At 39.6% G+C, this 1,142-nt stretch carries 1 protein-coding gene and 1 pseudogene; both read left to right on the top strand.

The window, feature by feature from the left end; genetic code table 11:
- Positions 1 to 417: pseudogene (locus N8L90_RS09300) on the top strand (GNAT family N-acetyltransferase); the annotation flags it as partial.
- 141 nt (positions 418 to 558) lie between these two features.
- The coding region (locus N8L90_RS09295; RefSeq protein ID WP_261025213.1) for an Rpn family recombination-promoting nuclease/putative transposase at positions 559 to 1,142 on the top strand (584 nt) is incomplete at its 3' end.

Raw genomic sequence — 1,142 nt, 5'->3', positions numbered from 1 at the left:
CATCCTGATGTTGAGGTCACTCGAAACTCGATTTGTAATTGGGTTGCTTCCTATGCCAATCCCAACTATTACAAATGAGCCATTTACCTCAAAGAAAACCCAGAGCAAGTGATAGGAGATATCAGCATCGTTGAGATGAATGAGGATGATTCCAGCTGTGAAATTGGCTATGTTTTAGGAAAAAACTATTGGAGTCGTGGTCTTATGACAGAGGCCTTAAAAGCTATCTTAGACTTCTGTTTTACTCAAGCAGATTTTCAAAAAGTCAAAGCACGATATGCCAGTCTCAACCCAGCTTCAGGTCATGTTATGGATAAGACTGGAATGTCCTATCTAAAGACTGTTGCAAATGGGGTAGAGAGAAAAGGCTATATTGCGAACCTTATTTATTATCAGATAAGCGGAGAAGACAGATAATCTTAAAATTTATTGCTTATCCGCTGTTCTTATTTTTTATTTACTATTTCATTTATCCTCTTTTTTCTGAATAAATAGATAGAACCATTGAATCTAGCAAAATTAGATTTTAAAATATGGTATAATAGAAGGAGGGAATGGATGATTCTCAGACATCCGGGCATCAGCCCGACCAACGATTTGGTTGCTAAGAAAATTTTCAGCAATCCAGAAATCACTTGTCAATTTATCCGCGATATGCTGGACTTGCCAGCAAAAAATGTGACCATTTTGGAGGGGAGTAATATTCATGTCTTGCCTTCCCTGCCCTACTCGGCTCAGGATTTCTATACTAGTATAGACGTCTTGGCGGAGTTGGACAACGGTACTCAAGTAATTATTGAGATTCAGGTGCATCATCAGAATTTTTTCATCAATCGCCTGTGGGCTTACTTGTGCAGTCAGGTCAATCAGAATCTTGAAAAAATTCGCCAACGTGAAGGTGACACCCACCAGAGTTACAAGCATATCGCTCCTGTTTACGCCATTGCAATTGTGGACAGCAACTACTTTCAGGATGATTTTGCCTTTCACAGTTTTAGTATGCGAGAGGATACGACAGGTGAGGTCTTAACCATCACAAATAACGGTCAAGAAAACCATCTAGTCAAGATGGCGTTCTTGGAATTAAAAAAATACAGAGAAACCAGCAAAGACGAGGTTCGCAAGCCGTGGTTGGAGTTTTT

The organism is Streptococcus mitis, from assembly GCF_946190115.1.
In the GTDB taxonomy this organism is placed as follows: domain Bacteria; phylum Bacillota; class Bacilli; order Lactobacillales; family Streptococcaceae; genus Streptococcus; species Streptococcus mitis_CO.
This window is presented reverse-complemented; position numbering and strand designations above follow the sequence as displayed.